This window comes from Streptomyces sp. NPDC048111 (assembly GCF_043202815.1).
Taxonomy (GTDB): Bacteria; Actinomycetota; Actinomycetes; order Streptomycetales; family Streptomycetaceae; genus Streptomyces.
In genome coordinates, this window is record NZ_JBIDBD010000006.1 from 109,660 (window position 1) to 134,635 (window position 24,976).

Below are 24,976 nucleotides of genomic sequence, written 5' to 3' on the forward strand. Positions count from 1 at the left end.
GAAAAGGTGGTTCTCATGCGTGCCAGGTTCCGTTCGATCGCGGCCCTTCTCCTTCCGGTCGCCGCCACGATCGCATTCGTACTGACCGCGCAGGGGAATTCCGCCGCACCGGTTCACCACATCGCCGAATCCACCACCGCCGCGGTCCCGACCAGCGACCCCGGCGACGGATTCTCCTGGGGCTGACCCATCTATCTCGTCGGCATCTCGATGACCGCCTGCGCCGGGGACCGTGCCGAACCCCCGACGAGGACGCAGGTGATCGAGACGCTCCGCCGCGTCGACGAGACCTGTGTCCAAGCGGGACCGGCCCGTGCGCTGGTCATCGGGCAGTCGATCCGGCTCGCCCTCTACCTGCGGAGTCCGGACGAGACCGAGGCCGTGGCCCGGGCCCTGGACGTCTGCGTGCGCCTGCTCGCCGCGTCGCCGGAGTTCGCCCGCTTCCACATCACGGACTTCAGGCTCCTCTGACCGCCGAAATCCCCAGCACTCCACCTTCAGCAGCACAGAAACGGAATCGTCATGCCCAGGGCCCGCCCGAGCGTGTCCGTCATCATCCCCAATTTCAATTACGAGAAGACGTTGCGGGCCTGCCTGGAATCGGTGTTCGCGCAGACCTGCGCACCGCTCGACGTCATTGTCGTGGACGACGCGAGCACCGACCGTTCCCGCGACATCGCCCGGGAATTCCCGTGCGTCCTCATCGCGAGCCCCCACAACAGGGGCGTGTCCGCGGCGCGCAACCTCGGCGCCGCCGCCGCCCGTGGCGAGATCCTGTTCTTCCTCGACTCCGACACCGCGCTGGCCCCGGACGCCGTGGCGAACGCCGTCGACGAGCTGGTGGCCGACCCCGGCCTCGGCTGTGTGCACGGCGTGCTCGACCCCGAGCCACTGTTCGACGACGGCCCGGTGGAGCGCTACCACGCGCTGCACGCCCACTTCTGGCGCCGCCGCGGCGCCGGTGAGGTGCGCACCGCGTTCTTCGCGCTCGGCGCCATCCGGAAGCACGTCTTCGAGGAGATCGGCCCGTTCGACGAGAACCTCCGCGATTCCGAGGACGTCGAGTACAGCGGGCGGCTCGTCGAGCGCCACCGCATCCGCATGTCGCCCGCCGTGACCGGCCGGCACGACGACGTCGACCGGCTGGTGCCGATGCTGCGCGAGCAGTACCGGCGCTCCCAGCTCCTCATCGCGGCCGTGGGCCAGATGCGGGCGGGCGGGCTCAGCGCCAACCGGCCGCTCGGCGTGCTCGCCGCGGCCCTCGCCCCACCCGCCCTGCTGCTCGGCCTCCTGTCGCCGTGGCTGCTGCTCGTGCCGGCCCTGTGCGTCCTCGTCTTCGCCTGCGCCGACCCGGAGCTCAGCCGCTTCGTGCTGCGCACCAAGGGGCCCGGCTTCCTCCTGTGGTTCACCGGCGTCCACTTCGTGCTGCACCTCGCGCTGGTGCTCGGCGCCGCACGCGGTGTCGTGCGCTGGCTCACCGAACCGGACTTCGGGCCCACCGTCCGCCGCCGCACCCCGGTGCCCGCCGCCGGCCGCAGGTGACGCGCGTCCGCACCCCGCCCCGCATCCCCGCCCGGTGTCCCCCGCCACCACCCGTCAGCAACTGGAGCCTGTCCATGGCCACTTACGGCCCCACGCTCGCCCAGACGCCGGCCCGCACCCAGCAGGCCCGGCCCCCCAGCCTCCTCCGTGACCTCACCTCGCTCGTCCGCCCCGGCCAGTGGTCCAAGAACCTGGTGGTGGTGCCGTTCGGACTGCTCGGCGCCCAGCGCCCGGCCGGCCAGCTGCTCGGCGGCGCGGTCGCGGCCGTCGTCGCCTTCACGCTGGCGTCCGCGCTCGTCTACCTGGTCAACGACATCAGCGACCGGGACCGGGACCGCAGCCACCCGCAGAAGCGCAACCGCCCCATCGCCGCGGGCCGGGTGGGCGTGGGCACCGCCGTCCTGTTCGCCGCGGTGCTCGTCGTCCTGCTCGGCGCCGCCGTCACCGGCTGCGCGCTGCTCGGCGTCACTCCGGCCGTGGCCTGGTGGCCGGTGCTCGCCTACCTCGGCCTCAACGTGGCGTACAGCAGGGGCCTCAAGCACGTGCCGCTGCTCGACGTCTTCATCGTCGCGCTCGGCTTCGTCCTCAGACTCGTGCAGGGGGCGCTCGCCGCGTCCTCGCCGGTGCCGGACTGGCTGGCGCTGTGCGTCTTCTCGCTGTGCCTGATGCTGATCCTCGGCAAGCGGCGCCACGAGATGACCGTGGGCGGGGTCCTGCACCGCCCGGCCCTGCGCGGCTACACCGTCGGTTTCCTCGACCAACTCCTGGTGTTCGCGGCCGTGTTGACCGCGATCAGCTATGTGCTCCAGGTCCAGGGCAGTGCCGTGTTCGGCTCCCACGGGACCGCCGTCGCGATGCTCACCGCCCCGTTCGCGCTGTTCGGCCTGGCCCGCTACCTCCAGCTGATCACGGTCGACTCCGGCGGCGGCAACCCGTCCCGCGCCCTGTTCAGGGACCGCGTGACCGTGTCCAACGCACTGGTGTGGTCCTGCCTGGTCGGCGGCTCGGTGCTCGTCGTCCACACCGCGTCATGACGGCCGCCGACCTCGCCCCGGCCGCGCCGCGCGGTCTCGTGCGCCGGGCCGTGCCCGTCCTGTTCCCGCTCGCCGTCGCCGCCGGCATCGGCTTCGCCCTGCACGACCGGATCGGCGACCTGGCCGACCTGGTGGTGCGGCCGGGAGCCGTGCCCTACCTGCTCGGCGCGCTGGCCGCCAACGCGGGCGCCGTCCTGCTGTCCATGGTCACCTGGCGCACCCTGCTGGGCGACCTCGGCCCGAAGGTGTCCGGGGCCGCCGCCACCCGGATCTTCTTCACCTCCTTCCTCAGCAAGTACCTGCCGGGGGCGGTGTGGGGCGTGCTCGCCCAGGTGCGGATGGGCCGCGCGGTGGGGGTGCCGGGGCCGGTGATGGTGGCCGTCTTCCTGCTCAACCTGATGGCGGCGGTCCTCACCGGGCTCACCATCGGCCCCGTCGCGGCACCCTGGACGCTGGGCGGCGACGCCTGGTGGCTGCTGCTCCCGGTCGCGGTCACGGTGGCCTGCGCCGTGCGCCCCGGCCTCATCAACTCCCTTGCCGCGCTGGGCGCCAGGCTCACCCGCCGCCCCGCGCCGACCGCCACCGCGAGCGACCGCGGCATGCGCCGGGCGATGGCCTCGGCCGCCGCGTCCTGGGCGGTGTCCGGGCTGCACCTGTGGGCGCTCGCCGTGATGCTGGGCGCGCCCGCCACCAAGGCCCTCCCGGTGTGCGTGGGCGGCTTCGCCCTCGCCACCGCCGCCGCGAGCCTGGTGGTCGTCCTGCCGGACGGCTGGGGCGCCCGCGAGGCCGTCCTGATGCTGGCGCTGTCCGCGGTGCTGCCCTGGCAGGCCGCCGCCGCGGCGGCCGTCGCGAGCCGGGTGGTCTGCACCCTGAGCGAGGTCCTGGTCGGCGGGGCCGCGCTCCTGATGACCCGGGTCTCCGGCAGACCTGGCGCCGCCACCGCGTAACTCCCCTTCCTCCTGCCCCAGTTGCACCCCTACCGAGGGATCCCCATGCCACAGCTGTACTCCGTGGACGACTGCGAGTCGCTCACCGCCAAGCAGGTCCACGGCCTCTACAAGGACCACGTCAACCGCAGCCAGGTCTCGCTCATGACCTCCTTCGGCTTCGGCCAGGAGCTGGTCGAGCGCGCCGAGGGCGCCTACATCCTCCAGCGCGACGGCCGCCGCGTCCTGGACTTCACCGGCGGCGTCGGGGTGCTCAACCACGGGCACAACCACCCCCGCATCCTGGAGGCCCGCCGGCGCTTCCAGGCGGAGCACCGGATGGAGGTGCACAAGACCTACTTCTCGCCCTACATCGCGGCGCTCGGCCACAACCTGGCCGAACTCCTGCCCGGCGACCTGAACATGTCGTTCTTCCCCAACTCCGGTGCGGAGGCGGTCGAGGGCGCGGTGAAGCTGGCGTACAAGTACCACGGCGGGCGGCGCTCGCGGGTGCTGCGGGCCGACATCAGCTTCCACGGCAAACTGCTCGGCTCGGGCAGCCTGACCGGGCAGAACCAGTCCACCTTCCAGTTCCCCGGCATCCCCGGCGTCGGCGTCTTCCCGTACGGCGATCTGGCGGCGGTCGAGCGCGAGGTCGCCAAGTCCCGCACGGCCAAGGGCGATTCGGACGTCTACTGCATCCTGATCGAACCGCTCAGCGCCTCCACCATGAACGTCTGCTCGGAGGAGTTCCTGCGCGGGCTGCGGGAGCTGTGCACCCGCGAGGACATCGTGCTGCTCTTCGACGAGATCTACACGGGCTGGGGCAAGACCGGCAGCCTCTTCTACTTCATGCGCTACGAGGGCCTGGTCCCCGACATCCTCACCACCTCCAAGTCGTTCGGCGGCGGCAAGTCGTCCATCTCGGCGTTCATCGCCCGCGAACCGGTCTTCCGCAAGGCCTACGACAACCTCACCGACGCCCTCCTCCAGTCGACCAGCACCACCTACTACGGGTTCGGCGAGGAGGCGATCACCGCGATCGAGGCCGTCAACATCGCGGTGGAGGACGACTATCCGGCCCGGGCCCGCGCCATCGAGCGCATCCTGGGACCCGGCCTCGAACGGATCGCCAAGGAGCACCCGGACGTGGTGTCCGAGGTGCGCGGTGCGGGCGCGCTGCACGGGGTGTTCCTGCACAAGGGGCCCAAGGTCCTGGAGCTGGTGACCAAGCTGGTGCCGGGCGCGATGACGAAGGACCCGCGCTTTCGCACCAAGCTCATCACCTCGTCGGTGGTCAACGCCCTCTACCGCGACCACGGCATCTACGCCTACTACACGCTCAACGGCGACAACCCGCTGATGGCGGCGCCCTCGCTGATCACCGAGGACCACGAGGTCGAGTACTTCCTGGAGTCCCTGGACGCCACCCTCGCGCAGGGACTGCCGCGTCTGCTCACCCGTTTCGTCAAGGAGAAGGTGTCGTCGCTGTGGTAGCCAGGACAGTCGTGACCGGCGGTGCCGGGATGCTCGGTTCGACCCTCGTGGAGCGGCTGCTCGCCGACGGGCACGAGGTGCACTGCGTGGACCTGAGGGCGCCGCGCACCCGCCACGAACGCCTCACCCACACCGTCTCGGACGTCCGCGACACGGTGGCGATGAAGCGGGCGACGGACGGGGCGGACGTGGTCGTGCACTGCGCGGCGGCGCTGCCCAGCTATCCGGCCGACCAGATCCGCTCGGTGATCGTCGGCGGTACGGAGTCGGTCCTTGGCGCGGCCGAGGCCAACGCGGTGCCGCGCTTCGTGCACATATCGTCGACCGCCGTGTACGGGCTGCCCAAGGTGGTGCCCACGCCCGAGGAGTACCCGCGCGAGCCCGTCGACACCTACAGCGCCGCCAAGGCGGAGGCCGAGGAGGTCGCCGAACGGTTCCGGGGCCGGGAGATGTGCCTGCCGATCCTGCGGCCCAAGACGTTCCTGGGACCCGGCCGCATGGGCCTGTTCGCGATGCTCTTCGAGTGGGCCGAGGAGGGGCGCCACTTCCCCGTCCTCGGCAGGGGCGACGTCCGCATCCAGATGTTCGACGTGGACGACCTGGTGGACGCGGTCGTCACCGCGATGCAGGCACCGGCCGAGCGCGCGGACGGCACGTTCAACCTGGGCGCCACCGCGTTCGGCACGATCCGCGAGGACTTCCAGGCGGTCCTGGACGCTGCCGGGCACGGCAGACGGGTCCGCTCGCTGCCCGCGCGACCGGCGCTCGCCGCACTCAGCGCCCTCCAGCGCACCGGCCTCTCGCCGGTCTACGGGCGGCTGCTGCACAAGCTGCTCGACGACTCGTACGTGAGCACCGACCGGGCCCGCGAGCAGCTCGGCTTCCGTCCGCGCCACTCCAACCAGGACGCGATCCTGCGCACCTACGCCTGGTGGCGCGAGCACCGGCGCACCGCGAGCCCGGCCGCCACGGGGCAGGGCGTCACCAGTGTCGAACCGTGGCGGCAGGGAGCCCTCTCCCTCGCCAAGGTGCTGTTCTAAGAGACCCGAGGAGTAAACACCGTGCCCAGCGACCAGCAGCCCTTGGTCTCCGTGATCATCCCCAACTACAACTACGGCCGCTCGATCGGCCTGTGCGTGCAGGCCGCGCAGAACCAGACCTACCCCCGCACCGAGATCATCGTCGTCGACGACTGCTCCACCGACGACTCCGCCGCGACCGCCGCCGCCCTGGGGGCCCGGGTGGTGAGCACCGGCACCAACAGCGGGGTCGCGGTGGCCCGCAACCTCGGGGCCGAGCTGGCCCGGGGCGAGGTCCTGGTGTTCCTGGACTCCGACGTGGCGATGCACCCCGACGCGATCGAGCGCTCGGTGGCGCTGCTCGCCGGAGGCGCCGACGGCGTCAAGTACGGTGCGGTGTGCGGTACTTACGAGCCCGAGCCGCTGATCCGGGACAGCCTGATCGAGGAGTACCGCTCGCTCCAGCAGTACTACCTGCTGCTGAAGTCCGAGGGCGTCATCGACACCGTGCACACCGCGATCCTGGCGATGCCGCGCACGGTCTTCGACGAGGTCGGCCCGTTCAACCCGCTCCTTCGCCACACCGAGGACCAGGACTACGGCCGGCGGATCTCCGAGCGGTACAAGGTGCTCAGCTCGGTGGAGGTGCGCGGGCGCCACGACCACGACGACACGGTGCGGATCGTCCTGGACAAGGTGTTCAGCCGGGCCCGTCTCGCAGTGCCGCTGATCCTGAGCCGGCGCGCCCTCCAGGGCGGCTTCGTGACGGGACCGCGCGCGGGCGCCAGCCTCGCGGCCCCGCTGTCGGTGGCGGCCCTGGCCGCGCCGCTGCTGTGGGGCCCGGTGTGGTGGGCGCTCCCGGGGCTCCTGTTCGTCCTGTCGGTCCTCGGCGACCTCGACATGTACCGGGTGGTGCGCAGACACCGGGGGCGGCTGTTCCTCGGGTACTTCGTGGCGGTCAACTTCCTGGTGAACCTGACGGTGTTCGCGGCGATCGGGGTGGCGGGCGTGCAGTGGCTGTGCTCGTCCCGCTTCCGGCACCTCTACGATCCGCAGCCGCGCCCCTCGCAGAGCGCGGCGCTCGGCCCGGCGGTCGGGGTCCGGGGTGTCTGACCTGCGGACCGCGCCCGTCGATACCCCGCAGGGGCCGGCGCCGGAGCCCCCCACGGCCGGGGGCGCCCGGCGCCGGGCGGGACGCCTGGTGCACGGGGCGGCGCTCGCCTGGCTGGGGTGCCTGGCGGTGGAGTGGCTCGTGGAGGGGCGCTACTGGTTCGGCGAACTGGCCGGCGCCGTACCGCCGTTCGCCTTCGTCGTGGTCCCGCTCCTCACGGCCGCGCTGATCCCCCTGGCGCGCGGCGCCGCCCGGTGGCGTACGGCGGGCGCGGTCGTCCTGGCGCTGGTCCTGGGCGCGGGCCAGTCGGGGATCAACATCGCCTCCCTGTGGTCGCCGGAGCACCGGCCGGGCCCGGACTCGGTGCGCGTCGTCGCCTGGAACACCAACTCGTGGAACCAGCTCCTGGGCACCCAGGACCACTTCTACGCGTTCTTGAAGGCGAAGAAGGCGGATGTCTATCTGCTGCACGAGTACCAGCACGTGACGCCCGACCGCAGGGGCCGCGAACCCGTCGACGATCTGGCGCGGCTGCGCGCGGAGTTCCCCGGGTACCAGGTCGTCACCGACGGCGAGCTGGTCACCCTCTCCCGCTTCCCCGTCGTCGCCCGGCCCGCGGTCGGCCCGGCCCGCTCGCTCGCGCCGGACGCCGACTGGGGCACCCGCTACCGAGAGGCCAAGGTGCTGCGGACCGATCTGCTGGTCAAGGGCCGGACGGTGTCGTTCTACAACCTCCACATGCCGGTCTGGAACAGCATGACGGACGGCCCCCTGTCGGGTGCCTTCTACTCCCACATGCGGCAGAGCTTCGGGCCGCGGCAGGACCAGTACGCGGGCCTCGAACAGGACGTGGCCGCCAACCCCCACCCGGTCGTCGTGGCCGGGGACTTCAACACCACGGCGGCCATGTCCGAGCTCGACCCGATGCGCTCGCGGCTCGACGACGCGATGGGCGCGAGCGACGACCTCTACCCGACGAGCTGGGAGGAGGGCGGCTGGAAGCCGTTCTGGCGCACCGACTGGGCGTTCACCGGGCACGGCGCGCGCGCCGACGCGTACCGCTTCGACTCCCCCGAGAAGCTGTCCGACCACGCGGTGCAGGACCTCTGGGTGAGCGTGGCTCCGGCGCCGCGCGCCGGAGAGGGGTGAGCCTGCCGTGTCCCCCGCCGCCCTCGTCACCCTCTGCGCGCTCCTCTGGGCCGTCTTCCTCGGCGCGCACCTCGCCCTGAACGGCCGCTGGTGGCCCTGGCTCGCCGTGTCCCTGCTGCCGCCCCCGCTCTTCGCGGCCGTGCCCCTCGCGCTGCTCGTGGCGTCGGCGGTCGCGGGCAGCGGCCCCGGTGCGGTGCTCGCGGCCGGCTGCCTGCTGGCGGGCCGGTCGCAGAGCGGCGTCAACTACCGTGCGCTGAGGCGCGGTTCGACGCGCACCGACGACGGATCGGGCATCCGGGTGGTGTCGTGGAACACCCAGCACTGGGCCCAGGGCCGCGACCCGGACCGGTTCTACGCCTTCCTGCACACCCTGCCCGCCGACGTCTACCTGCTCCAGGAGTATCTGAACGGGTACGAGGGCGGCGAGGTGTGGGACATCGACGACGAGGAGCGGCTGCGCCGCGAGTTCCCCGGCCACCACCTGGCGGTCGACAACAACTCGGTGACGCTGTCCCGGCTCCCCCTCGCCGCTCCCCCGGTGCCGGTCGGCGCCTGCTCGCTGCGGGTCGACCTGCGTACCCCGGGCGGCGTCCTGTCGACGTACAACGTGCACATCCCGGTGCAGCTCACCGTGATGAACCCGCTGGGCGCGGCGTTCTTCCGCGACATGCGGCGGCGCCATCTGGCCCGGCGGCGCGAGTACGACGCGCTGGTCGCCGATCTGCTCACCAACCCCCACCCGTTCCTGGTCTCCGGGGACTTCAACACCAGCGCGGCCATCGGCGACATCCGCCGGATGCCGAGGACCGCGCGCGACGCCATCGGCGCCAACCGCGCGCTGCTGCCCGCGAGTTGGCACGCCCGGTGGAGGCTGCGACTGTGGCGCATCGACTGGGTCTTCACCAGTGCCGCGGTCCGCGCCGTGCGCTACGCGTTCCGCGACCCGGGCGGTCTCTCCGACCACCTGGCGCAGGACGTCACCATCACCATCCCTCACGAGGAGTTGAACCACTGATGCAGTACCGACAGCTGGGCGGCAAGGACGGCCTGCGGGTGAGCACCCTGTGCCTGGGCACGCTCCCCTTCGGCACCCGGATCGACGAGGCGACCGCCTTCGCCGTCCTCGACCGCTTCTACGAGGCGGGCGGCACCTTCATCGACACCGCCAACACCTACGCCTTCTGGGCGCCGGGCGCGACCGGCGCGGAGAGCGAACTGGTCATCGGCAAGTGGCTGCGCAGCCGGGGCGTACGGGACGAGATGGTGATCGCCACCAAGGTCGGCGCCCTGCCCGAGCCGCTGGACGCGCCGTGGCCCGAGGCCGCCGAGGGCCTGTCCGCGCCGGTCCTGCGCCGCCAGGTGGAGGCGAGCCTGCGCCATCTCGGCACGGACCGGATCGACCTCTACTACGCGCACATCGACGACCGGAAGACCCCGGTCGAGGAGACGATGGCCGCCTTCGCCGAGCTCACCGACGCCGGCAAGATCTCCCTGTCGGGATGCAGCAACTTCGCGGCCTGGCGCGTGGAGGAGTCGCGCGGCGCGGCCGGGCGCGCGGGCCACCCGGCCTACGCGGCGGTGCAGCAGCGCTACACCTACCTCCAGCCGCGCCCCGGCGCCGAGTTCGGCGTGAACCCGCACGCCTCGGAGGAACTCCTCGACTATCTGGCCACCCGCCCCGAGCTGACCTTCGTCGCCTACACCACCCAGCTGACGGGCGCGTACAACGACCCGGCCAAGGAGATCCCCGAGCAGTACCGGCACGCCGGCTCGACGGCGCGGCTCGCGGTGCTCGGCGAGGTCGCCAAGGAGCTCGGGGTGGCACCCGGCCAGGTCGTGCTCGCCTGGGCGCTCGGCGGCGAGCTGCCGATCCTGCCGGTGATCGGTGCGAGCGGGGTGGGTCAGCTGGAGGAGTCGCTCGACGCGGTGGACCTGGTCCTGGACCCCGAGGTCAGGGCCCGGCTGGACGCGGCGGGCCTCGATGCGGCGAGCTGAGCGTCGCCTTCCCGCGGGGCCGGCCGAGCGGCGCGCGGCCCCACGGCGCACCGAGCGGTTCGCCGCCTCGCTCGCCCGGCGCTCCGCCGACCACCGCGGGCTCGTGTGCCTGCTGTGGCTCGTGGTGCTCCTGGTGGGCGGGGCCGCCGTGGCCGGGGGCGCCCTCGTCCGTCTGGACCAGAGCTTCACGGCGTCCGGCCAGGCCGGCGCACGGGCCAATGCGGCGATCACCGAGCGGTACGGCTCGGGCGCGGGCGTCGCGCCGCTGGTCGCCGTCGTCACCTGGCCGAGCGGCACGGACGGCCGCTCGGCCGGCGCGGCGGCCCGCCTCGCGGACGGCCTGACCGCGGCGACGGCGCCCGGCACCCGCGTCGTGTCGTACGCCGACACCCGCGATCCGGCGTTCCTCTCGCGCGACGGGCGCACCGCTTACGCCCTGGTGTATCCGCGCTCCGGCGAGCCGGATCTGGCCGGGCTCGGCGTCGTGCGCGAGGCCACCGAGCGGCTGCGGACCGGGCTGCGCGCGGCGCTGCCCGACGCCCGGGTCAACGTCACCGGCGTCCTTCCGCTCCAGGACGACAGCGCCGCCGCAGACCGAGGCCCGCTCCTCCAACTGGCCAAGGCGGCCTGTGCGTTGGCGGCCCTGGTCCTGCTCCTGAGGGCGTTCCGGCCGCCGGTCGCGCTCGTGCCGCTCCTCCTGACGGCGGTGTCGTCGGTGGCGGCGCTGCTCGTGGTCGTGGCGTGCGCGGGGGTCATGGAGCTGAGCTTCGTCGTGGTGTACCTGATCCCGGTCGCCGCACTCGCCCTTTCCCTGCGGCGGTCCTGGCACCTGGTGTCGGCCTGGCGCGCGGAGCTGGCCGGCGGAGCGGACCCCCGCTCCGCCCTGCATCGGGCGGGCGCCGCCCTGTCCGGCCCGGCCACGGCCGGAGCCCTCGCGGGGACGGCGGCCCTGCTCGCGCTCGCCCTGTTCCCGGTCCCCTTCCTGCGCTCGATCGGCCTCGCGGGCGCGGCGGTCTGCGGGACGTCGGCCCTGGCCGGCCTCACGCTCGGACCGGCACTCCTGGCGTGGCTGCCGCGCGGGTCGATCGACCGTGTGCGGGAGCGTGCGGTGCGCCGGGCGCAAGCTCAACGGCAGCTCTGCGCGGGGCGGTTGGAGGACCGGGCCGGGCGAGGGCGCCGTCTGTCACGGTGGCCGGGTGGTTCGGCCTCGCGAGGCCGCCGCCTGTCGCGATCGCCGGCCGGCCCGGCCGCACGGGGTCGCCGTCTGTCGTGGTGGCGGGCCGGCCCCGCCGCACGGGGGCGCCGCCTGGCGCCCATCGGGCTGCTCCTCGCCGTGGGGCTGCTCGTGGGTGCGGCCGGGCTGCTGACCACGGGCAATCCGCGCGCCGAGGCCCTGGTGCGGAGCGGGCCCGCGCGGGACGGGCTCGATCAGCTGACGGCCGCGGGGATCCCCTCCGGTGTGCTCAACCCCCTGGAGGTTCTGGTCCCTTCGGGCGGCGACCCCGCTCGTGCGGCGGCGTCGGCCGCCCGGGTCCCCGGCGTACTGACGGCGACCGCGCCGCAGGGCGCGGCCTGGCGGCACGCGGGGTCCGCGCTGGTCGCCGTGGTGCCGTCCGAGGAGCCGATGTCGGCCCCCGGGCGCCGAGTGCTGGCGGACGTACGCGCGGCGGCGCAGGCCGCGGGGGCGGCGGCCGGCGGCTCGGGGGCGCCCGAACTCGATCTGGTCCAGGGCGTGTACCGCGCCGTTCCGGCCGCGCTCGCGGTCATGGCGCTGCTCGCGTTCGCCGTGACCGCCCGGCTGCGGTCCGCGCGGACGGCCGTGCGCGCGGCGCTGTGCGGACTCCTCGCGCCGGTCGCGGTGAGCGGGCTCCTGGTGGTGGTCTGGCAGTACGGGGGCGGCGCCCGGCTCCTCGGCGGGGTGGGCGCGACGGGGGCGGTGACCGGGTGGGTGCCGCTGGTGGCGGGGGCGTTCGCCTTCCTGGACGCGGTCGACCGCGTCGCGTCGTCGCGTTCCGGGGAGGGCCGCCGGGAGCGCTCCGGGCTCGGCGCCGGGCCCCTGGTCGCCCTGCCGCTTCTGGCCATCGGGCTCGGCCCCCAGGTCGAACTCGCGCTGCTCGTCACGGCACTCGGGGGTGCGGCGGTGCTGTCGTCCGGGCTGCTCCGGGGCACGGCAGCACGGTCCGTGAGGGCACGACGAAACGGCCGCGCGAAGTACACAGAACCCACCACAAGTGCCCTTCCGGCCACACCGGCGTCATCTTATTGGTCTAGACCTAGATCACCCCGCCGCCATACGATCCCCCTGGCCGAACCATCGGACCACGCACAGTGACATGACGGCATACGCGAACCTGGGGGAACCCGCATGCTTGAGGCACTCGGAATCCAGCAGTCCACAGAGATCGTCTACCGGCTCCTGCTGGAGCAACCCGGCTACGGAGTACCCGAGTTGGCCGAGCAGTTGGGGTGGCCCGAGGGCGAGGTGAGGGTGGCGCTCGCCCACCTCGCCGACCTCAGGCTGGTCCTCATGGACGAGTCCTCGGACGGCGTCGCCCCGTTCAACCCCGATGTCGGGTTCGCCTTCCTGCTCTCCCGCGCCGAGGCCGAACTCACCAAGCGCAGACACCAGATGGAGCGGGCCGAGCAGGCGGTGGCCGCGATCCTGGCCAAGTTCAGCGAGGGCGGCACCTTCCGGCACGACGTGGTCGACCGGATCCACGGGGTGGACGCGGTGCGCGAACGCCTGGAGGACCTGGCCGGCAGCGCCCGCGCCGAGTGCCTCTCCCTTTTGCCCGGCGGGGCCCAGCTGCCCGACACCATGGACGCGAGCCAGCCCCTGGACGAGCTGGCGCTCGAACGCGGGGTGAAGATCCGCAGCATCTACCAGGAGAGCTTCCGCAACGACCCGCCCACCCTGGAGTACGTGCGCTGGTACTGCGACCTCGGCGGCGAGGCCCGTACCGTGCCGATCGTGCCGATGCTGATGGTGATCGTCGACCGCAGCGCGGCGCTCGTCCCGGTGGACCCGGGCGACGCCCGGGCCGGCGCCCTCGAAGTGCGCAGCCGGGGACTGGTCAACGCGCTGGTCGTCCTCTTCGACCACCTGTGGGAATCGGGGACCCCGTTCGGGGAGGCGCCGCGGCGCAACGAGCACGATCTCTCGCCGCAGGAGCGGGAGTTGATCCTGCTCCTCGGCATCGGCTGCACGGACGACGTGGCCGCCCGGCGGCTCGGGATCTCGCTGCGCACGGTGCGCCGCATGAGTTCGGACCTGATGTCGCGCCTGGGCGCCCGCAGCCGCTTCGAGGCGGGGGTCCGCGCGGCCAAGGAGGGCTGGCTCTGACCTGGTGACGGGGGGTGCGCCGGGGAACCCGGTGCGTCCGGAATCCGGACGGGGGTTCCCTTGGCCGAGACTGTCCCCTAGATTTCCTGCGCATTACCAAGTGATCCAACGCACAGGTGATCCCGAGGGGACGGAGCCACCCAATGCCGGAATCGACAGAAGTGAGGAGACCGGTGGTCACGCCCTTGCGCGTGGTCATCGCGCTCTGCCTGATCGCGCCCTTCGTGGCGATGCTGTGGGTGAGCTCGTACGCCAAGACGGACCCGGTGCTCGGTGGCATCCCGTTCTTCTACTGGTACCAGATGCTCTGGGTGCTCATCTCGACCGCGCTCACCATGGTCGCGTACAAGCTCTGGCAGCACGACCAGCGTTCGCGCACCGCGTCCGGCTCGCGCGCCTCCGACGACACCAAGGGGGGTGCGTCCAAGTGAAGGACGGTGTGAACGGCGTCGCGCTCGGCGTCTTCATCTTCTTCTTCCTGGCCGTCACGGTCATCGGCTTCATGGCGGCCCGCTGGCGCAAGGCCGAGAACGAGGCCAGCCTCGACGAATGGGGCCTGGGCGGGCGGTCGTTCGGCACCTGGGTCACCTGGTTCCTGCTCGGCGGCGACCTCTACACCGCGTACACCTTCGTCGCGGTGCCCGCGGCGATCTACGCGGCGGGCGCGGCCGGGTTCTTCGCGGTGCCCTACACGATCCTGGTGTATCCGCTGATCTTCACCTTCCTGCCGCGCCTGTGGTCGGTCTCGCACAAGCACGGCTACGTCACCACCTCGGACTTCGTGCGCGGCCGGTTCGGCTCCAAGGGCCTCTCGCTCGCGGTCGCCATCACCGGCATCCTCGCCACGATGCCCTACATCGCGCTCCAACTGGTCGGCATCCAGGCCGTGTTGGACGTCATGGGCGTGGGCGGCGAGTCCGGCAACTGGTTCGTCAAGGACCTGCCGCTGCTCATCGCCTTCGCGGTGCTCGCCGCGTACACCTACTCCTCCGGGCTGCGCGCGCCCGCGCTGATCGCGTTCGTGAAGGACGGGCTGATCTACCTCGTCATCGCGGTGGCGGTCATCTACATCCCGATCAAGCTGGGCGGCTTCGACGCCATCTTCAGCGCGGCGCAGCACAAGTTCGCGACGCCGAACCCGGCGACGGGCAAGCCGACCGGGGCGCTCGTGCCCGGCGAAGCGGGCCAGTGGACCTACGCCACCCTCGCGCTCGGCTCGGCGCTGGCGCTGTTCATGTACCCGCACTCGATCACGGCGACGCTCTCCTCGCGCAGCCGCAACGTGATCCGCCGCAACACCACGATCCTGCCGCTGTACTCGCTGATGCTGGGCCTGCTCGCCCTGCTCGGCTTCATGGCCATCGCCGCGGGCGTCAAGGTCACCAACGGCCAGCTGGCCATCCCGCAGCTCTTCGAGGACATGTTCCCCGACTGGTTCGCGGGCGTCGCCTTCGCGGCGATCGGCATCGGCGCGCTGGTCCCGGCGGCGATCATGTCGATCGCGGCCGCGAACCTCTTCACCCGCAACATCTACAAGGACTTCCTCAAGCCGGACGCGACGCCGTCCCAGGAGGCCAAGGTCTCCAAGCTGGTCTCGCTGGTGGTGAAGGTGGGCGCGCTCGTCTTCGTCCTGACGATGGACAAGACGGTCGCGATCAACTTCCAGCTGCTCGGCGGCATCTGGATCCTGCAGACCTTCCCGGCGCTCGTCGGCGGACTGTTCACCCGCTGGTTCCACCGCTGGGCGCTGCTCGCCGGCTGGGCGGTCGGCATGGTGTACGGCACGCTCGCCGCGTACGGGGTGGCCTCGCCCAGCCAGAAGCACTTCGGCGGCTCCTCCAAGGAGATCCCGGGCATCGGCGAGATCGGCTACATCGGCCTCACGGCGTTCGTCCTGAACGTGGTGGTCACCGTGGTCCTGACCTTCGTCCTGCGCGCCGTGAAGGCCCCCGACGGCATCGACGAGACCTCGCCCCAGGACTACACGGCGGACGCCGGCGACCCGGGCGTCGCCACGGAGCTGCCCCCGGCGACGGCGGGCACGGCGCACTGAGTTCTGCTGTCGACACACGAAAGGGCCGCCGCACCTGCGGAGGTGCGGCGGCCCTTTCGTGTGCACCGATCAGCGCACCCAGTCCTTGAGCCGCTCGGTCTGGAGGGTGATGCCGACGGGGTCAGGGAGCGCAATGTCCGTGCCGTACGGCACGATGTGGACACTCTCGTACCGACGGCCGTTGGGCTGGCTGTAGACGGAGACCTCGCATTTGGCCCGGTCGATGAGCAGGTATACAGGGATGCCGGTCTCCGCGTAGGCGCGTGGCTTCTCGACGTGGTCCCGCCGGTGGGTGTCGGAGTCCCACGAAGTCACCTCGACCACCATGAGGACGGCTTCGGGTTCCACCCAGTCGCCCTGACCGACGAAGGCATCGGATGGCGCGAGCGCCCCGTCCGGGATCGCCCGCCCCGCCCGGTACTGCTGAGCCTTGATCCCCTGCCCCGGATGCAACCACAGCTCCGGTCGATGCTGTACGCAGATGCGCGTGAGCCACTGGATGATGCGCCCGTGGTCACCGTCCGGCATGGCCTTGCTCCTCACGATCCCGTCGATGAACTCCAGGCGCGTTCCCTCCATCTCCCGGGACGCCATACGCGCAAGGGCCTCGAAATCCTCGGTCGGCATGTGGGGCCGGTCAGTCGCCACGGTCACGGTGGATCGCCTCCTTCAGCGCTCTGTCACCGACGATAGCGGAGCCCTACGACAATCAGCGGTAGACCGACGGACGACACAACATGTGGGGGGCGCCGTCCATGGCGCCCCCCACATGTATGCTCGTGCTCGCTGTCGCCGCAGGGGAATCCGGTGTGAATCCGGAACTGTCCCGCAACGGTATGACCCGTACCCCTTTGTACGGGCCGAGTCCGAAGACCTGCCGATGGCGCATCCGGTTCGTCCGATCCGGGTGCCAGACGTCCGGGCCTCGCGGTTGGGCCGGTGGACGACGCGCTGCGGGCTGCCCCGACGCGCGCCGACGCCCTCCCGCGCGGGCCCCGTGCCGAGCGAGGGAGTGCCCCCACGTGACCATCGCCCCAGCGGATCCCGCTTCAGCGATCACCGATGAGCTCGCGGATGCCCCCGGGACCGCGCTGCTGCGGACCCTGACGGAGCTGACCGCCGACCTCGCGGACACCGACCCGGGCCGGGTCGCCGCAGCGGCGCTGCGGGGCCGCAACGCCCGCTCCGGCGAGGCCGAGTTGCGTGAACTGGCCACCGAGGCGGCCGCGGGGCTCATCTCCGAGGACCCGGCCTACTCGCGCCTCGCCGCCCGGCTCCTGACGATCACCATCGCCGAAGAGGCCGCCTCCCAGGGCGCGGTGTCGTTCTCCTCCTCGGTCGGGGTCGGCCACCGCGAGGGCCTGATCGCCGACCGCACCGCCGATTTCGTGCGCGCCCACGGCGCCCGTCTCGACGCGCTGCTCGACGCCGCCCTCGCCGACGGCGCGGACGACCGCTTCGGCTACTTCGGCCTGCGCACCCTCTTCTCGCGCTACCTGCTGCGCCACCCGATCACCCGCAAGGTCGTCGAGACCCCGCAGCACTTCATGCTGCGGGTGGCCTGCGGCCTCGCCGAGGACGAGTCGGTGCGCGCGCTGGACGACGTGGCGTCCCTGTACGGCCTGATGAGCCGCCTGGACTACCTGCCGTCCTCCCCCACGCTCTTCAACTCCGGCACCCGGCACCCCCAGATGTCGTCCTGCTACCTGCTGGACTCGCCGCTCGACGAGCTCGACTCGATCTACGACCGCTACCACCAGGTGGCCCGCCTGTCCAAGCACGCGGGCGGCATCGGCCTCTCGTACTCCCGCATCCGCGGCCGCGGTTCGCTGATCCGGGGCACCAACGGCCACTCCAACGGCATCGTCCCGTTCCTCAAGACGCTGGACGCCTCGGTGGCCGCGGTCAACCAGGGCGGCCGGCGCAAGGGCGCGGCCGCGGTGTACCTGGAGACCTGGCACTCCGACATCGAGGAGTTCCTGGAGCTGCGCGACAACACCGGTGAGGACCAGCGCCGTACGCACAACCTGAACCTCGCGCACTGGATCCCCGACGAGTTCATGCGCCGGGTCGACGCCGACGGCACCTGGTCGCTGTTCTCGCCGGCCGACGTGCCCGAGCTGGTCGACCTGTGGGGCGAGGAGTTCGACGCCGCCTACCGCAGGGCCGAGGAGGCGGGGCTGGCCCGCAAGACCATGCCGGCCCGTGACCTGTACGGCCGCATGATGCGCACCCTCGCCCAGACCGGCAACGGCTGGATGACGTTCAAGGACGCCTCCAACCGCACCGCCAACCAGACGGCGGAGCCCGGCCACACGGTCCACTCCTCCAACCTGTGCACCGAGATCCTGGAGGTGACCGACGACGGCGAGACGGCCGTGTGCAACCTCGGCTCGGTCAACCTCGGCGCGTTCGTCGACACCGCCTCCCACGACATCGACTGGGAGCGCCTGGACGAGGCCGTCCGCACCGCGGTGACCTTCCTCGACCGGGTCGTGGACATCAACTTCTACCCGACCGAGCAGGCCGGCCGCTCCAACGCCCGGTGGCGCCCGGTGGGCCTGGGTGCGATGGGCCTCCAGGACGTCTTCTTCAAGCTGCGGCTGCCCTTCGACTCCGCCGAGGCGAAGGCCCTGTCCACCAGGCTGTCCGAGCGGATCATGCTGACCGCGTACGAGGCCTCCACCGACCTCGCCGAGAGGTCCGGCCCACTCCCGGCGTGGGACAAGACCCGCACCGCGCGCGGGGTACTGCACCCCGACCACTACGACGTCGAGCTGACCTGGCCGGAGCGGTGGGCCGCCCTGCGCGAGCGCATCGCCAAGGTCGGCCTGCGCAACTCGCTGCTCCTCGCCATCGCCCCGACCGCGACCATCGCCTCCATCGCCGGCGTCTACGAGTGCATCGAGCCGCAGGTCTCCAACCTGTTCAAGCGCGAGACGCTGAGCGGTGAATTCCTCCAGGTGAACGGCTACTTGGTGGAGGAGCTCAAGAACCTCGGCGTGTGGGACGCGCAGTCCCGCGAGGCGCTGCGCGAGGCCAGCGGCTCGGTGCAGGACTTCAACTGGATCCCGGCCGACGTGCGCGCCCTGTACCGCACGGCGTGGGAGATTCCGCAGCGCGCCCTGATCGACATGGCCGCCGCCCGCACCCCCTTCCTCGACCAGTCGCAGTCGCTGAACCTGTTCCTGGAGACGCCCACCATCGGCAAGCTGTCGTCGATGTACGCGTACGCCTGGAAGCAGGGCCTGAAGACGACGTACTACCTGCGCTCCCGCCCGGCGACCCGCATCGCCCGCGCCGCCCAGGCCGCCACGATCCCCGTCCAGCAGGCGGCCCCCGACGCCGACGCGATGGCCTGCTCCCTGGAAAACCCCGAGTCCTGCGAGGCCTGCCAGTAATGACCACCGAGAACAAGAACCTGCTCGACCCGGGCTTCGAACTGACGCTGCGTCCCATGCGCTACCCGGACTTCTACGAGCGCTACCGGGACGCGATCAAGAACACCTGGACCGTGGAGGAGGTCGACCTCCACTCCGACGTCGCCGACCTCGCGAAGCTGACGCCGGGCGAGCAGCACATGATCGGCCGGCTGGTCGCGTTCTTCGCGACGGGCGACTCGATCGTCTCCAACAACCTGGTGCTCACGCTCTACAAGCACATCAACTCCCCCGAGGCGCGGCTGTACTTGAGCCGCCAGCTCTTCGAGGAGGCCGTGCACGTCCAGTTCTACCTGACGCTGCTCGACACCTATCTGCCCGACCCGGAGGACCGCGCCGCCGCGTTCGACGCCGTCGAGGAGATCCCCTCGATCCGCGAGAAGGCGCAGTTCTGCTTCAAGTGGATCAACGAGGTCGAGAAGCTCGACCGGCTGGAGACCAAGGCCGACCGCCGCCGTTTCCTGCTCAACCTGATCTGCTTCGCGGCGTGCATCGAGGGCCTGTTCTTCTACGGCGCCTTCGCCTATGTCTACTGGTTCCGCAGCCGGGGGCTGCTGCACGGGCTCGCGACCGGCACCAACTGGGTGTTCCGCGACGAGACGATGCACATGAACTTCGCCTTCGAGGTCGTGGACACCGTCCGCAAGGAGGAGCCCGAGCTCTTCGACGACGCGCTGGAGCAGCAGGTCACCGACATGCTGAAGGAGGCGGTCGCCGCCGAGCTGCAGTTCGGCCGTGACCTGTGCGGCGAGGGCCTGCCCGGCATGAACACCGAGTCGATGCGCGAGTACCTGGAGTGCGTCGCCGACCAGCGCCTGACGCGGCTCGGCTTCCCGGCGGTCTACGGCTCGTCCAACCCGTTCTCGTTCATGGAGCTCCAGGGCGTCCAGGAGCTGACGAACTTCTTCGAGCGCCGGCCGTCCGCCTACCAGGTGGCGGTCGAGGGCTCGGTCGGCTTCGACGAGGAGTTCTAGGCCGGAGCACGAGTTGAGGCCCCGCTCCCCCCGAGGGGGGGCGGGGCCTCAACTCGTGGGCCTCGGGCGTCAGTTGTTGGGGACCGTCTCGTAGCGGGCGGTGCCCTCCTCCATCTGCTTCAGCGCGTCCTTGCGGTCGCGCTTGGAGAGGCGGTCGATGTAGAGCCGCCCGTACAGGTGGTCCGTCTCGTGCTGGAGGCAGCGGGCGAAGTAGCCGGTGCCGCGCACCTTGACCGGGTTGCCCTCGGCGTCCTGGCCGGTGACTTCCGCGTAGTCGGGGCGGGCGAGCTCGGCGTAGGCGGTCGGCACCGAGAGGCAGCCCTCGTTGGACTCGTCCAGGACGCGCAGTTCCGCCGGGAGTTCCACGAGGACCGGGTTGCAGACGACGCCCACGTGACGCACGCCCTCGTCGTCCAGGCAGTCGTACACGAAGACCTTCAGGTCGACGCCGATCTGGTTGGCGGCCAGGCCCACGCCCTCGGCCGCCTTCTGGCTGGCGAACATGTCGTCGACGAGCTTGGCCAGCTCGCCGTCGAACTCCGTGACGTCCTTGCACTCCTTGTGGAGCACCGGGTTGCCGACCACCGTGATCGGACGGGCGGTGCCGCGCTCGCGGTGGGCCAGCTCGCGCGCCTCGCAGTCCTGGGTGTCCACGACGAACCCGTCGTTCTCGACCTGCTGGTCCGTGTCCTGCTGCGACATGTCCGCCGTACGCCTTCCTGAAAACCCGATTCCGATCCCGTACAGCCTAAGGCCCGGCCCGGCCGAGGTCCTCCGAAGCTCAGCAGACTTCCTCCAGATCGCGCCACTCGCGGGCGTCCGGATTGTCGGCCACCCAGCCGTCCAGAAGTCCGCGCACCAGGCCGGCGGGGGCCGCGATGCCGCATTCGCGCTCGGGGACCCACAGGTCGCCGTTGGTGCGGTGGCCGAGCGGGCCCGGGTGCCCCGGTTCGCTGTGGTCGTGCGGATCGAGGTGTTCGCCGTCGCCCTCGTCGCTGGGCATCTCGGACTCCGAGCAGGCCCGGCACAGCAGGCGCACGGAGGAGGACCAGTCCTCGGCGGCGAAGCCCGCGTCCGCCGCCAGGCGCTCCAGGGCGTCCCGGTCGGCCTCGGTGGCGGCCTCCAGGAGGACGACCCAGGTCGGCACGGGTGAGGGGGCCCACAGCTCGATCTCGTCGAACACCGGGAAGGAGGGGCCGGCCGCGGTGGTGCGCTCGCCGTGCGGGACGCCGTCGTGCAGCACGACCTCGCCCCAGCGCCGGCCCGAGGAGGGCAGCGGGATGGAGAGGACCTCCATGCGCGCCGGGTCGAGCCTGCGGCCCCACACCACCTCGGCCTCGCCCTCGGGCGAGAGCCGCACCGCGGCGCTGCCCAGCTCCATGCCCACCGGCTCGCCGCTCCCGGTGGCCTCGCCCGGCACCTTCAGGCCGTACGCCTGCCAGGCGCGGCGGGCCAGCGGCCAGTCCTGGAGCGCGGTCGCCGCGATGCCGACGTTCCACCAGTCGGGGGCGCCGGACTCCTTGTCGAGCAGGGCCACGGCGCGCAGCCCGGCGGCCCGCGCCTGCTCCCAGTCGTGCCGGAACTTGTGCAGCAGCGCCAGGTTGAACCAGGACTCCGACAGCCAGGGCTCCAGGTCCGCCGCGCGCGTCAGCAGCGCGCCGGCGTCCTCGTACCTGCCGTCGCCGATCAGCGTGAACGCACGGTCTGTGGCCTGCCGCCACGAGGCGGAGGGCCGATGCCGTCCCTTGCCGAAGATCCTCACGATTCCCGCCTGCCCAGACCGGCCCCGACTACCGGGTCGGTCTTACGGTCTCCCAGTTTTCTGGGTTCTTTTCGCATCCAACCATGCCCGGCCGGAAGGCCGCTCATTACTCCTGGGTTACCCAGGCGGCACCGGGGTCAGACAGCCCCGGGCCAGCACGCGTGCCAGGGATTCGACGACCTGGGGATGGTAGTCGTGGCCGGTGCCGAGGCGCAGCTGTTCGAGTGCGTTCAGGGAGCCGTCCGCGCCCTCGGCGCCCTCGGCGAGGTCGTCGTAGGCGTTGACCGTGCGGATGATCCGGGCCGGCAGCGGCTGGTCCCGGTAGGGGTCGGCCTGGCGCTCGACGATGAGGGCCACACCGGCGGGCACCCCGGTCTGGCGCACGACGGCGCCGCCGAGCAGCGCGATGCGGCGCTGTTCGGCGGCGGGCAGGCGGGCGGTGGCGCCGGCGGGCACCGGGTCGAGCAGGGAGAGCTGGCCGATGTCGTGCATCAGGGCCGCGTACTCCAGGACGGTCAGCTCGCTCTCGGACAGGCCGAGCTCGCGCCCGACGGCCCGGCTGAGCCCGGCCACCCGGCGGGCGTGACCGGGCTTGGTGTATCCGGCGATCTCGGTGGCGCGGGCCAGTGAGGTGATGGTCTGGCGGTAGGTGGTGCGCACGGCGGCGTAGCGGCGGAAGGCCAGCTGGGTGAGGAGCAGCGGTACGCAGAACACGGGCAGGGCCCACAGCCCGGCGACGGCCACCGCGAGGGCGATCACGGTGCCGGTGGCGCACACGGCGGAGCCGATGCCGACGAGCCCGCGCAGTTCGTCGCGCAGCAGCGGTCCGAACGGGTAGCGGGTGCGGGCGCGCAGCAGCAGCGCGGCCACCACCGCGTCGCACAGCGCGGTCAGGACGAGCAGCAGCAGGAGCGCGAGGGCGACGTAGGGGCCGTACCCGAACCAGCCGTCGAGCCGCCCGGAGTGGTGCAGCGGCTGGAAGCAGACGGCGGCGAAGGCGGCCGTGAGCACCCGCCGGGCCGCCTGGTCCGCGCTCGGCCCGCGGCCGGCGGCCACGTGCGGTACGGATCCGAGCAGGGCGGCGGCGACGACCACGGCGATCACCTGGAGCACGCCCTGCCCCTCGGTACGCCCGGCGTTCTGCCCGAGCAGCGCGTAGCCGAGGGCTCCGGCCGAGGCGAGCGGAGCGGGATCGCGCTCGCCCTCCCCGGCGCCCCACCGGGCCAGCTCGCCCACCGCGATGAGCGCGCCGAAGGCGGTGGCGGTGCCCGGATCGACCAGGCCGTCGCGCCAGGTCGCGACGAGCGCCCAGAGGGTCAGCGTCCCGGCGAGCGCGTGCACGGCGAGGACGGGGGCGGAGGGCCGGGCGGGCATGTCAGGCCCCTTGCGGGTTGGAGGGCCGGGGACCGGGGCCCGGTGCGGAGGCCGCGGGGTCGGGGCGGGCCGGGGCGGGCGGGCGGGTCTGCCGGGGCGGAGGCACGTTTCCGCGTGCTTGGGCCGCCCCCGGTTCGTCCGCGGTGACCTCCACGTGCCAGCCGTGCCGCGACAGCGCGCGCACCAGGCCGGCCACCATCCGGGGGTCGAACTGCGTGCCCGCACACCGCTCCAGCTCGGTGACGGCGGCGGCCACGGGCCGGGCCCGCCGGTAGGAGCGGGTGGAGGTCATCGCGTCGAAGGCGTCGGCCACCGCCACCACCCGGGCCGCCTCGGGGATCTGGGTGCCGACGAGTCCGTAGGGGTAGCCGCTGCCGTCGAGACGTTCGTGGTGGTGCAGGACCGCGGCGCGGGCCTCGCCGAGGAAGCCGATGCCGCGCACCATCTCGTGTCCGTACTCGGGGTGCAGTTCGATCACCGCCCGCTCCTCGGGAGTGAGCGGCCCGTCCTTCCTGAGCACGCGGGTGGGCACCCCCAGCTTGCCGACGTCGTGCAGGATGCCGGCGAACCGGATGACCTCCAACCGCCCTTCCGCCATGCCGAGTTCGCGCGCGATGAGTTCCGAGGCGCGGCCGACGCGCTCGCTGTGGCCGCGGGTGTAGCGGTCCTTGATGTCGACGGCCTGGACGAGGGCGCGGATGGTGGCCTGGTGGGCGGCGCGCTCGCGGTGGTACTGGGCGAAGACCCAGCAGGAGATGTACATCGGCAGCAGCACGAACAGGGCCGCGGGCGGTCCGAACCGGCTGCGCCACAGGACCGCCATCATCAGGCCCGCGAGCCCGTGCACACAGTGCGGCGCGAGCGAGCGCAGCAGCAGGCCGCGCCAGGCGGTGCCCACCGGACGGCGCTCGGCGGTGGTGAGGATGAGACCGTCGAGCGCGGTCAGGACCAGACAGAAGACCAGCGCGGCGCCGGCGGCGGGCAGCAGCACGTACGGGAAGTCGGGGGCCGCCCCCGGGTCGCGTCCGCCCAGCGCCGCGCGCCCGCCGAGCAGCACGTGCGCGCCGGCCGCGGCCGAGGCGGCGAGCGCGAGCTGGGCGGCCCGCCAGGCCCTGCGCAGCCGGCGCGGCTCCTCGTCGACGGACGCGACGAGCGCGCCCGGCACCGCGACCAGGGCGGCGGCGGCCGGCGGGAGCAGGAAGACGGCGGCGAGCAGCACCGGGAAGAAGGAGCCGGAGGCGACCGGCACGTCCACCCGGCCCGCCAGTACCGGGCAGCGGGCCGGCCACTCGCACAGCGCGTACAGGCCGGCGAGCAGCGCGACGGCCGGCCAGGAGACGCCGCCGCGCAGCACGGGCAGCGCACAGACGACGGCGCCCGCGACGGCTGCGGTGACGGCGAGCCGGGCGGCCGTCGGAACGGCCCGCGGTCCCCGCGGCTCGGCCATGGCCCCCACCTCCCCATCCGCCCGGGCAGCCCACTGCGTACGGCTTCGCGAGGATAGGCCCGTGCGCGGCGGCGGTCAGGCGCATGGTCGGAATAGGACGGTTCGGGCCGCCCGGATTCGCACCTACGGGTGACGCGGGCCCGTTCGGGAACGAGGCGGACGCCTGGAATGCCCGAGGGCGGCCACGACGGGTCGTCGTGGCCGCCCTCAACAGGCTTGCCGCGGGCGGCGGTTGACCGCCCGGGGGGGGGGGGCCCCGCCGCGGCGCCCCCCGGCCCGACGGCGCGGCGCGGGGGCGCCCCCCCCCGGG

Annotated in this window: 22 protein-coding genes and 1 riboswitch; of the genes, 17 read left to right on the forward strand and 5 right to left on the reverse strand. The window is 72.5% G+C overall.

Annotated elements, in window-relative coordinates:
- Window positions 1–15: 15 nt before the first annotated feature.
- The 15 genes from ACGF3I_RS13710 (at window position 16) to mctP (ending at window position 15,669) form a co-directional block, all read left to right on the forward strand.
- Window positions 16–186, forward strand: a complete 171-nt coding sequence (locus ACGF3I_RS13710) for a hypothetical protein (RefSeq protein ID WP_393131429.1) — start codon at window positions 16–18, stop codon at window positions 184–186.
- A 72-nt stretch (window positions 187–258) separates the two neighbouring features.
- Window positions 259–471: a hypothetical protein gene (locus ACGF3I_RS13715; RefSeq protein ID WP_393131431.1), complete on the forward strand. Its 213-nt coding sequence runs from the start codon at window positions 259–261 to the stop codon at window positions 469–471.
- A 51-nt stretch (window positions 472–522) separates the two neighbouring features.
- Complete coding sequence (locus ACGF3I_RS13720) at window positions 523–1,542, forward strand: glycosyltransferase family 2 protein (RefSeq protein ID WP_393131433.1); 1,020 nt, start codon at window positions 523–525, stop codon at window positions 1,540–1,542.
- A 74-nt stretch (window positions 1,543–1,616) separates the two neighbouring features.
- A complete protein-coding gene (locus ACGF3I_RS13725; RefSeq protein WP_393131435.1) occupies window positions 1,617–2,576 on the forward strand; it encodes a UbiA prenyltransferase family protein in 960 nt (319 codons plus the stop codon).
- The gene (locus tag ACGF3I_RS13730; RefSeq protein ID WP_393131437.1) at window positions 2,573–3,523 is read left to right on the forward strand and encodes a lysylphosphatidylglycerol synthase domain-containing protein; all 951 of its coding nucleotides are present in this window, start codon (window positions 2,573–2,575) and stop codon (window positions 3,521–3,523) included. Before ACGF3I_RS13725 ends, ACGF3I_RS13730 begins: the two co-directional genes overlap by 4 nt.
- A 45-nt stretch (window positions 3,524–3,568) precedes the next feature.
- Window positions 3,569–4,999, forward strand: coding sequence for an aspartate aminotransferase family protein (locus tag ACGF3I_RS13735; protein WP_393131439.1), 1,431 nt, complete (start codon window positions 3,569–3,571; stop codon window positions 4,997–4,999).
- Window positions 4,993–6,039 (forward strand): NAD-dependent epimerase/dehydratase family protein, encoded by a 1,047-nt coding sequence (locus ACGF3I_RS13740; RefSeq protein ID WP_393131440.1) that lies wholly within the window; start codon window positions 4,993–4,995, stop codon window positions 6,037–6,039. Before ACGF3I_RS13735 ends, ACGF3I_RS13740 begins: the two co-directional genes overlap by 7 nt.
- Before the next feature lie 21 nt (window positions 6,040–6,060).
- A complete protein-coding gene (locus ACGF3I_RS13745) occupies window positions 6,061–7,131 on the forward strand; it encodes a glycosyltransferase family 2 protein (protein WP_393131442.1) in 1,071 nt (356 codons plus the stop codon).
- The gene (locus ACGF3I_RS13750) at window positions 7,124–8,278 is read left to right on the forward strand and encodes an endonuclease/exonuclease/phosphatase family protein (RefSeq protein WP_393131444.1); all 1,155 of its coding nucleotides are present in this window, start codon (window positions 7,124–7,126) and stop codon (window positions 8,276–8,278) included. Before ACGF3I_RS13745 ends, ACGF3I_RS13750 begins: the two co-directional genes overlap by 8 nt.
- Window positions 8,279–8,285: 7 nt before the next feature.
- On the forward strand, window positions 8,286–9,293 hold the full coding sequence (locus tag ACGF3I_RS13755; protein ID WP_393131446.1) for an endonuclease/exonuclease/phosphatase family protein: 1,008 nt from the start codon (window positions 8,286–8,288) through the stop codon (window positions 9,291–9,293).
- Complete coding sequence (locus tag ACGF3I_RS13760; RefSeq protein WP_393131448.1) at window positions 9,293–10,273, forward strand: aldo/keto reductase; 981 nt, start codon at window positions 9,293–9,295, stop codon at window positions 10,271–10,273. Before ACGF3I_RS13755 ends, ACGF3I_RS13760 begins: the two co-directional genes overlap by 1 nt.
- Window positions 10,260–12,605: an MMPL family transporter gene (locus tag ACGF3I_RS13765; protein WP_393131450.1), complete on the forward strand. Its 2,346-nt coding sequence runs from the start codon at window positions 10,260–10,262 to the stop codon at window positions 12,603–12,605. The genes ACGF3I_RS13760 and ACGF3I_RS13765 overlap by 14 nt, the downstream gene beginning before the upstream one ends.
- A gap of 33 nt (window positions 12,606–12,638) precedes the next feature.
- The gene (locus ACGF3I_RS13770; RefSeq protein WP_393131452.1) at window positions 12,639–13,616 is read left to right on the forward strand and encodes a LuxR family transcriptional regulator; all 978 of its coding nucleotides are present in this window, start codon (window positions 12,639–12,641) and stop codon (window positions 13,614–13,616) included.
- A gap of 143 nt (window positions 13,617–13,759) precedes the next feature.
- Window positions 13,760–14,047, forward strand: coding sequence for a DUF3311 domain-containing protein (locus tag ACGF3I_RS13775; protein WP_393131454.1), 288 nt, complete (start codon window positions 13,760–13,762; stop codon window positions 14,045–14,047).
- Complete coding sequence (mctP, locus tag ACGF3I_RS13780; protein WP_393131456.1) at window positions 14,044–15,669, forward strand: monocarboxylate uptake permease MctP; 1,626 nt, start codon at window positions 14,044–14,046, stop codon at window positions 15,667–15,669. The genes ACGF3I_RS13775 and mctP overlap by 4 nt, the downstream gene beginning before the upstream one ends.
- A 69-nt stretch (window positions 15,670–15,738) precedes the next feature.
- On the opposite strand, the gene ACGF3I_RS13785 is transcribed toward mctP, so the two are convergent.
- Window positions 15,739–16,323: a Uma2 family endonuclease gene (locus tag ACGF3I_RS13785; RefSeq protein WP_393131458.1), complete on the reverse strand. Its 585-nt coding sequence runs from the start codon at window positions 16,321–16,323 to the stop codon at window positions 15,739–15,741.
- 98 nt (window positions 16,324–16,421) lie between these two features.
- A riboswitch (cobalamin riboswitch) is annotated at window positions 16,422–16,566 on the forward strand.
- Window positions 16,567–16,691: 125 nt separating this feature from the next.
- Between ACGF3I_RS13785 and ACGF3I_RS13790 the strand changes: the two genes are divergently transcribed.
- A complete protein-coding gene (locus ACGF3I_RS13790) occupies window positions 16,692–19,070 on the forward strand; it encodes a ribonucleoside-diphosphate reductase subunit alpha (protein WP_393131460.1) in 2,379 nt (792 codons plus the stop codon).
- The gene (locus ACGF3I_RS13795; RefSeq protein ID WP_393131462.1) at window positions 19,070–20,083 is read left to right on the forward strand and encodes a ribonucleotide-diphosphate reductase subunit beta; all 1,014 of its coding nucleotides are present in this window, start codon (window positions 19,070–19,072) and stop codon (window positions 20,081–20,083) included. Before ACGF3I_RS13790 ends, ACGF3I_RS13795 begins: the two co-directional genes overlap by 1 nt.
- Before the next feature lie 69 nt (window positions 20,084–20,152).
- On the opposite strand, the gene def is transcribed toward ACGF3I_RS13795, so the two are convergent.
- The 4 genes from def to ACGF3I_RS13815 form a co-directional block, all read right to left on the reverse strand.
- Entirely contained in the window at window positions 20,153–20,785 is a 633-nt protein-coding gene (def, locus tag ACGF3I_RS13800; RefSeq protein WP_393131464.1) for a peptide deformylase, read from the reverse strand.
- Between the two features lie 79 nt (window positions 20,786–20,864).
- Window positions 20,865–21,845, reverse strand: coding sequence for a tetratricopeptide repeat protein (locus tag ACGF3I_RS13805; protein ID WP_393131466.1), 981 nt, complete (start codon window positions 21,843–21,845; stop codon window positions 20,865–20,867).
- Window positions 21,846–21,962: 117 nt separating this feature from the next.
- Window positions 21,963–23,219, reverse strand: coding sequence for an HD-GYP domain-containing protein (locus ACGF3I_RS13810; protein WP_393131468.1), 1,257 nt, complete (start codon window positions 23,217–23,219; stop codon window positions 21,963–21,965).
- Between the two features lies 1 nt (window position 23,220).
- On the reverse strand, window positions 23,221–24,666 hold the full coding sequence (locus ACGF3I_RS13815) for an HD-GYP domain-containing protein (RefSeq protein WP_393131470.1): 1,446 nt from the start codon (window positions 24,664–24,666) through the stop codon (window positions 23,221–23,223).
- Window positions 24,667–24,976: the final 310 nt, after the last annotated feature.

Bases quoted from the DNA above. Each gene is read 5' to 3' on its own strand.
- ACGF3I_RS13810 (WP_393131468.1), bottom strand. From the start codon at position 23,219: ATGCCCGCCCGGCCCTCCGCCCCCGTCCTCGCCGTGCACGCGCTCGCC.
- ACGF3I_RS13815 (WP_393131470.1), bottom strand. From the start codon at position 24,666: ATGGCCGAGCCGCGGGGACCGCGGGCCGTTCCGACGGCCGCCCGGCTC.
- ACGF3I_RS13735 (WP_393131439.1), top strand. From the start codon at position 3,569: ATGCCACAGCTGTACTCCGTGGACGACTGCGAGTCGCTCACCGCCAAG.
- ACGF3I_RS13725 (WP_393131435.1), top strand. From the start codon at position 1,617: ATGGCCACTTACGGCCCCACGCTCGCCCAGACGCCGGCCCGCACCCAG.
- ACGF3I_RS13775 (WP_393131454.1), top strand. From the start codon at position 13,760: ATGCCGGAATCGACAGAAGTGAGGAGACCGGTGGTCACGCCCTTGCGC.
- ACGF3I_RS13795 (WP_393131462.1), top strand. From the start codon at position 19,070: ATGACCACCGAGAACAAGAACCTGCTCGACCCGGGCTTCGAACTGACG.
- ACGF3I_RS13730 (WP_393131437.1), top strand. From the start codon at position 2,573: ATGACGGCCGCCGACCTCGCCCCGGCCGCGCCGCGCGGTCTCGTGCGC.
- ACGF3I_RS13770 (WP_393131452.1), top strand. From the start codon at position 12,639: ATGCTTGAGGCACTCGGAATCCAGCAGTCCACAGAGATCGTCTACCGG.
- ACGF3I_RS13765 (WP_393131450.1), top strand. From the start codon at position 10,260: ATGCGGCGAGCTGAGCGTCGCCTTCCCGCGGGGCCGGCCGAGCGGCGC.
- ACGF3I_RS13710 (WP_393131429.1), top strand. From the start codon at position 16: ATGCGTGCCAGGTTCCGTTCGATCGCGGCCCTTCTCCTTCCGGTCGCC.
- def (WP_393131464.1), bottom strand. From the start codon at position 20,785: ATGTCGCAGCAGGACACGGACCAGCAGGTCGAGAACGACGGGTTCGTC.
- ACGF3I_RS13760 (WP_393131448.1), top strand. From the start codon at position 9,293: ATGCAGTACCGACAGCTGGGCGGCAAGGACGGCCTGCGGGTGAGCACC.
- ACGF3I_RS13720 (WP_393131433.1), top strand. From the start codon at position 523: ATGCCCAGGGCCCGCCCGAGCGTGTCCGTCATCATCCCCAATTTCAAT.